Origin of the sequence: Nostoc sp. CMAA1605, assembly GCF_021596505.1 — a bacterium.
GTDB lineage: Bacteria > Cyanobacteriota > Cyanobacteriia > Cyanobacteriales > Nostocaceae > Trichormus.
Genome location: NZ_PJIZ01000063.1, coordinates 47,042 through 53,507, shown reverse-complemented (window position 1 = coordinate 53,507; position 6,466 = coordinate 47,042). Strand labels below are relative to the sequence as shown.

Sequence of the window (6,466 nt, the reverse complement as noted above, 5' to 3'; positions counted from 1 at the left end):
CATCTTCACTATATAAATCCCCAGGTTGTAGTTGTCGTAAATTGGTACGTTCCCGCAACACCACCTGGGGATTATTGCGTAAACCCCAATCAGTTTGTCCGTAACCGACATCAATTCCGTAAACTAATTTTGCCCCAGCTTGGAGTAAACAGTCAGTAAAGCCGCCTGTAGAAATTCCCCCATCCAAGCACACCCTACCCGCTACGGGAATAGTGAATAATTCTAAAGCTTTAGCGAGTTTATCACCACCACGGGAAACAAAGCGCGATCGCTCTTTAACTTTAATTTGAGCAGCAACATCAACCTCTGTTCCAGGTTTATCAATTACCTGTTCATTGACCATCACTTCCCCCGCCTGAATTAATCTCTGTGCTAAAGCGCGGGAATTACATAAATTTAACTCTACTAATAATGTATCGAGTCGCTGCTTCACCAATTAACTTGATTCTCCTGTTGTTGAAAAATAAATTTTTTGAAATTTTTGTATAGCCGCAATGCTGCGCCCCGACGTAGGCGATCGCTTCTTTGGTATGTTAATAGTCGTGATCAGCTAGTCATAGAGGTGAACTAATGCCAGAAATTAGCCGCTTTCTCGGAATTATTATCACTATGTATTATAACGATCATCCACCGCCACATTTTCACGTCCGCTATAATCAACAAAAAGCAATTATTGATATCGAAACTTTATCGATACTAGAGGGTAAACTCTCTTCCAGAGTATTAGCACTGGTAGTTGAATGGGCAAATTTACATAAAACAGAATTGATGAATAATTGGGAAAAAGCTAGAGTCAATGATCCTGTAGAGAAAATCGAACCACTGGAGTAAGTCATGCTCAAAGATATTATTGCAGTTGAACCGAGAGAAGGTTATCAACTATACATTAGATTTGAAGACAACCAACAAGGCATTATTGATATTAGTAAGTTAATTTCTTTTACAGGGGTTTTCGCACCGCTACAAAATATTGACTATTTCAAACAGGTAAAAATCAACCCGGAATGGGGAACTATTTGTTGGGAAAATGGCGCAGATTTTGACCCTGATGTACTTTATGCTGAAATTACTGGAGAAGCAATCAGTAATTATCAAATTGCCAAAACTTAGTCAAAATTTGCGATCGTTCCTTAATTCTAATTTGAGCAGCAGCATCAACTTCACATCCAGGCTTATCAATTACCTGGTCATTCACCATCACTTCCCCCGCCTGAATTAGCCTCTGTGCTAAAGCGCGGGAATTACATAAATTTAACTCTACTAATAATGTATCTAGTCGCTGCTTCACCAATTAACTTAATTCTCCCATGATTGAAGGTAAATGCTCAATATTGTATTTTACGAATATTTATAGATGAAAGCAAAAACTAATATTCATTGGCTATTGAAACTACAATGGAATTAGCTAATAGGGAAACTGACACAGGAAATAAACAAGAATGCTTAAAACTGTTGAGGGAATTTATAAAAACGGACAAATTGAACTAACTGAAACACCACAAGGTATTACTGAAAGTAAAGTCTTCGTGACTTTTTTAGAAACAAAACCGAATATTTGGCCGGAAAATATCATACAACATCAAGGCATAGCAGAAAGTATCGTTTTTGAGTCCTACCGAGATGAACTGCTCCCGACTGATGAAATAGAGTTTTAATTATGGGTTATTTACTTGATACTTGTGTAATTAGTGATTTTGTCAAGGGAGAGGAAATGACTCTCCAACAACTCAAGTCTAGCAATCCCAAAGATATTTTTATTTCGTCTTTAACGGTGATGGAAATAAAGTATGGACTAGGAATAAATCCCCAACGCGCCATCAAAATTCAATCATTAATTGAAACATTATTAAATACAGTGACAATCATTCCTTTTGGGTTAACTGAAGCTGAAGAAGCTGCCCAAATTAGAGGCACCCTCAAAAAATTAGGTACTCCTATCGGTGCTTATGATGTATTGATTGCTGCAACAGCAATAGTTCACAATCACATTCTTGTCACATCAAACATTCGAGAGTTTCAACGAATAGCCAGTTTACAAATTGAAAATTGGCGTTCTGCATAAAGAATATCTAATATTTGCATGATCAGACTAAAAAAAGACATCCCCAGGGTGTGGGGTATGGGAAAGATTAGTCTAGCTTTTGCAACTGCGCTACCCTGGGGTCAATAATCTTCTTTCCTAGACTGTCAAATTTTACAGCGACAGAAACTTTATTCCCTTCACCAAAAATATGAGTTATTTCACCTATACCGAAGGTTTTATGTAATACCCTATCTCCTACTTGCCAATTTGTTGTCGTTGCTTGCTTACCGTTAGTTTGAGCAGTTTTTGTGTAAGTTTGTCGGCTTTGATTAGGGTGTGCTAATAGTTCTGTGGGTAATTCATCGAGAAATTGCGATCGCATTGCGGGTTCGCGTGAACCATATAAGCGACGTTCTCTCGCAAAGGATAAATGTAGTCTTTCTTGGGCGCGGGTAATTCCTACGTAACACAAACGCCGTTCTTCTTCTAAGGCGGCTGGGTCGTTCATGGAGCGATAATTGGGAAATAATCCCTGTTCTAATCCCACTAAAAAGACTACAGGAAATTCCAACCCTTTAGATGCGTGTAAAGTCATCAAAGAAACTGCGGTTTGTCCCTCTTTTAAGTTATCTAAATCGGAACTGAGGGCGGTACTTTGCAAAAATGCTGTTAAAGAAACGTCTTCATTTTCTTCTTGAAATTGCAGCACAGCGTTATAAAGTTCCTGGACGTTTTGGATTCTATCTTCGGCTTCATCTGTACCTTGACTTTGCAAATCCTGCACGTAACCAGAATCGTCTAATACCCCCATCACCAACTCAGAAACGGGAACAGTGGCGATTTCATTTTGCCATTTGTTAATCATTTGGGCAAAGTTATTCACAGATTTGGCAGAACGTCCAGCTAAAGTATTCACTGATGTTTCATCACTTAAAATTTCCCAAAGAGTTGTACCCAATTGTTGAGAAGCATTCATTAAATTATCAATAGTGGCTTTGCCAATTCCTCGACGGGGTGTATTAATAACTCGTAATAAACTGACTGTATCAGATGGGTTTGCGATCGCTCTTAAATAAGCTATGACATCTTTAATTTCTTTGCGGTCATAAAATTTCATCCCACCCACTACTGTATAGGGAATTTGATTCCTGACTAATAATTCTTCAAAGGGGCGAGATTGGGCGTTAGTACGGTATAAAATGGCGAAACTTCCCCAGTTCAATTCGGGGTGTTGATTTTCTAAGTAGCGAATTTGTTTAATCACAAAATCGGCTTCTACTAGTTCATCATCGGCTTTGTAGCAATAAATCTGTTCTCCCGCGCCTCTTGTCGGCTTCAGGACTTTATCAATCCGTTGGGTGTTATTTTCAATTAGTTCATTAGCCGCCTGTAAAATATTTTCACAAGAGCGATAGTTTTCTTCTAACTTCACCATTGTGCGTGTATCTTCATCAGGCAAACCATCACCAAAATCTTCCTGAAATTCTAGCAAAATTGTAAAGTCTGCCATTCTAAAACTATAAATAGATTGGTCAGCATCACCCACAACAAAAACTGAGCGATTTCGCCAATCCCAGTCATTTTTATTATTTTCTCCGTTAGTTACCAATAGGCGAATCAATTCATATTGAGTGCGGTTAGTATCTTGATATTCATCAACCAAAATATGGCAGAATTTCCGATGCCAATAACCCAAGATTTGCTCGTTTTGTTGAAATAATCTTGTAGGGACAAGAATTAAATCATCAAAGTCGAGCGCATTATTTTCTGATAGTTTATCTTGGTAACGGTTGTAAACATCAGCAATTACCCGTCCCCGATAATTAGGCTGTTCCTTTTCAAATTCTTCTGGTGATAAGCCTTGGTTTTTGGCATTGCTAATAGCATACCGAACAGAACGCGGTTCAAATTTCTTATCGTCTAAATTTAACTGTTTAGTAACGATTTCCTTAATCAAACTCTGGACATCAGACTCATCAAAAATCGAAAAATTCCTATCCCACTTTCTCCCCTTTTCGTCTTGATATTTATCAACATCAAAACGGAGAATCCGCGAAAATAGACTGTGGAAAGTACCACACCACAAGTCTTTAATTATACTTTTATAAACACGCGATCGCAGTTTCGTTTGTTCGTATTCTGGCAGTAAATCCAACCGTTGACCATGTTCTGTCATAGCCAACTGTTCAGCAAATAGCCTTTGAATCCGGTCTTTCATTTCCCTGGCGGCTTTATTCGTAAAAGTCACCGCCAAAATATTTTCCGGTGCAACCCGATGTTTCAGAATTAAGTTAGCAATCCGGTAAGTCAAGGCGCGTGTTTTACCAGAACCCGCACCAGCCACCACTAACAAAGGGCCGCAATAATGTTCCACGGCTTGGCGTTGACTGGGGTTTAAGTGGCTCAGAAAGTCGATGTTAGTAGTCATGGTGTGAGTTTGGGCATTGGCTATGGGGCATGGGGCATAGGAAATATAATCTATCTTGTCTACCTTGTCTACCTTGTCTCCCGATTCCCAATTCCCAATTCCCAATTCCCTATTCCCCAGTTTACTCCTGTACTGTCAATGGTAGATGCACAGTAAAAGTAGAACCTACTCCTATTTGACTTTGCACTAAAATTTCCCCTCCCATCATCTGACAAAAGTGGCGACTGATAGCTAACCCTAGTCCTGTACCACCGTACTTTTTCGTGGTTGAGGTATCACCTTGAATAAAAGGTTGGAATAGTTGTTGCTGTTGTGTGGGAGACATCCCAATTCCTGTATCACTGACTGTGAAAGTAATCATTCCCAGGGGTGCTTCTAGGGAAGCATTTTGCAAATCATTTTTCACTGTCAGCTTAATTTTGCCGTTGGTGGTAAATTTCGCGGCGTTACTTAAGAGATTAAACAAAACTTGTCGCATCCTGGTTTGATCTGCGTACATTGTACCTAAGTGTGGATCACAATATACTTCCAATACATTGCCGTTTTTCTCAATGGCGGGTTTGACGGTAAGGACTACGTTATTAATTAACGTCATAATCTCAAATGTCTCTGGGTAGAGAGTCATTTTCTCGGCTTCAATTTTCGATAAGTCGAGGATGTCGTTAATTAGTTCTAGTAAGTGTCTTCCGGCTGCGTTGATGGTTTCTAAGTCGGTGATAAATTCTGGTGATAAGTTAATGTCAGTCGCATCATCTTGGAGGAGTTGACTTAAGCCAATGACTGCGTTTAAGGGTGTACGTAATTCATGGCTGACGTTGGCTAAAAATCGACTTTTAGCTTTGCTAGCGGCTTCTGCTTGTTCTTTTGCTAGTTCTAATTCTTTGGTGCGTTCTGATACTCTCTCAATCAACCGATTTAAAGATTTTGCCAATAAGCCAATTTCATCTTCGGTAGTGACTGGTGCGCGTAAGTCAAAATTATGTTTGCGTGCGACTTGTTCGGCGACTTGGGTGACAATAATTACTGGTTCTGCGATCGCGCGACTGGTGCGCCATGCGATAATGGCGGCGATCGCCACTGACACCAGCATACTCACCATCACAATTATTCTCTCTACGCCTTTAGCCTGTTCTACATCACTTTGTCTTCCCTGTTCTTGCTCTTCGGCCGTGCGTAAAATGTTACTTAATTTTTCTGCTAGTTGGTCTAACTGTACTGCTGTTTGACCACGCATAATTTGTAACAGCCTATCTCTTGTTACAGATACTTGCTGTTGATTACTGTCTTTTAATACAGCCTCTATTTGATCAACATAAGATTTTAAGTAATAGGCGTAATCTTGCAATAAAGCCTGTAAGTTAGCACTAGTTGCAGCTAACTTTTTAGTCGGCTTGCTATTAATAAATTTGTCAATTCTGCGCTCTAATTTTCTGGCTCTCTCTACATTTTGCAGGAATTCTGCTTTTTTTTCTGGGAGTCGTTGTCCATCTTCTAGAAAGGCCACAATATGAGAGCTGTGCAGTTGTGCATTGACCACTGCCTCTTTATAATCACTCAATAATTGCCGTTGTTCTTGTGCTTGGGTGAATTGCCGAATTTCTTTCCCACGATAGTAATTAGCAATGACTAGTCCTGTGAGTGAACCGAAAAAGCCAATACCAATGGCCACAAAATAACCGTAGCCAATTTTTTGGTGTATACGCCAAGAACTAGCTTTGAGTTTCCCCCGTGAGGGAAATTCTATTGTTGGAAGTTCATCGTTGTTGGATGTCTCTTCTATTGACACTTGTTCGCTTTCTAAACTGCTTTCCACAGGGATTGGCTGTTGAGTTTGCATCCCTCAAATCTCCTTCCTCCCCCAACAATTATTAAATAAGTTTTGCTTGTAAAATTACTGCCATGTTGATCAACACTTTACATAATTTTTTTTGATTACAAGTGCAACAAATTGCTTCTAGATAATTTGCATAACTTTCCGACATTCAATTAGTTTTGATACGAATTTTTACACGAAT

General features: G+C 39.4%; 7 protein-coding genes and 1 pseudogene. 4 read left to right on the top strand and 4 right to left on the bottom strand.

The annotated features are described in order from the left end of the window. Window positions 1-436: TlyA family RNA methyltransferase (locus CV014_RS19770; protein ID WP_236143586.1), on the bottom strand; the 436-nt coding region annotated here is incomplete at its 3' end. A 134-nt stretch (window positions 437-570) separates the two neighbouring features. Between CV014_RS19770 and CV014_RS19765 the strand changes: the two genes are divergently transcribed. Both CV014_RS19765 and CV014_RS19760 read left to right on the top strand, forming a co-directional pair. Then, window positions 571-831 carry a DUF4160 domain-containing protein gene (locus tag CV014_RS19765; RefSeq protein ID WP_236143585.1) on the top strand — a complete coding sequence of 87 codons (261 nt, stop codon included), beginning with the start codon at window positions 571-573 and terminating at the stop codon, window positions 829-831. Between the two features lie 3 nt (window positions 832-834). After that, window positions 835-1,110: a DUF2442 domain-containing protein gene (locus CV014_RS19760; RefSeq protein ID WP_103139870.1), complete on the top strand. Its 276-nt coding sequence runs from the start codon at window positions 835-837 to the stop codon at window positions 1,108-1,110. Here CV014_RS19760 and CV014_RS19755 read toward each other — a convergent pair. After that, a pseudogene (locus CV014_RS19755) lies at window positions 1,106-1,291 on the bottom strand (S4 domain-containing protein); the annotation flags it as partial. The gene CV014_RS19760 and the pseudogene CV014_RS19755 sit on opposite strands and share 5 nt — an antisense overlap. 148 nt (window positions 1,292-1,439) lie before the next feature. Between CV014_RS19755 and CV014_RS19750 the strand changes: the two are divergent. Together CV014_RS19750 and CV014_RS19745 are read left to right on the top strand one after the other, a co-directional pair. Next, window positions 1,440-1,655, top strand: a complete 216-nt coding sequence (locus CV014_RS19750) for a hypothetical protein (protein ID WP_236143584.1) — start codon at window positions 1,440-1,442, stop codon at window positions 1,653-1,655. Window positions 1,656-1,657: 2 nt separating this feature from the next. Beyond that, window positions 1,658-2,062, top strand: a complete 405-nt coding sequence (locus CV014_RS19745) for a type II toxin-antitoxin system VapC family toxin (protein WP_236143583.1) — start codon at window positions 1,658-1,660, stop codon at window positions 2,060-2,062. Between the two features lie 67 nt (window positions 2,063-2,129). Here the strand turns inward: CV014_RS19745 and pcrA are convergent, their stop codons facing one another. Further along, entirely contained in the window at window positions 2,130-4,451 is a 2,322-nt protein-coding gene (gene pcrA, locus CV014_RS19740) for a DNA helicase PcrA (RefSeq protein ID WP_236143588.1), read from the bottom strand. Between the two features lie 121 nt (window positions 4,452-4,572). Then, entirely contained in the window at window positions 4,573-6,288 is a 1,716-nt protein-coding gene (locus CV014_RS19735) for a sensor histidine kinase (RefSeq protein ID WP_236143582.1), read from the bottom strand. Between the last annotated feature and the right edge of the window lie 178 nt (window positions 6,289-6,466).

Excerpts from the sequence above, each read along its gene's own strand:
- CV014_RS19765 (WP_236143585.1), top strand. The coding sequence starts at position 571 with ATGCCAGAAATTAGCCGCTTTCTCGGAATTATTATCACTATGTATTAT.
- CV014_RS19760 (WP_103139870.1), top strand. The coding sequence starts at position 835 with ATGCTCAAAGATATTATTGCAGTTGAACCGAGAGAAGGTTATCAACTA.
- CV014_RS19750 (WP_236143584.1), top strand. The coding sequence starts at position 1,440 with ATGCTTAAAACTGTTGAGGGAATTTATAAAAACGGACAAATTGAACTA.
- CV014_RS19745 (WP_236143583.1), top strand. The coding sequence starts at position 1,658 with ATGGGTTATTTACTTGATACTTGTGTAATTAGTGATTTTGTCAAGGGA.
- pcrA (WP_236143588.1), bottom strand. The coding sequence starts at position 4,451 with ATGACTACTAACATCGACTTTCTGAGCCACTTAAACCCCAGTCAACGC.
- CV014_RS19735 (WP_236143582.1), bottom strand. The coding sequence starts at position 6,288 with ATGCAAACTCAACAGCCAATCCCTGTGGAAAGCAGTTTAGAAAGCGAA.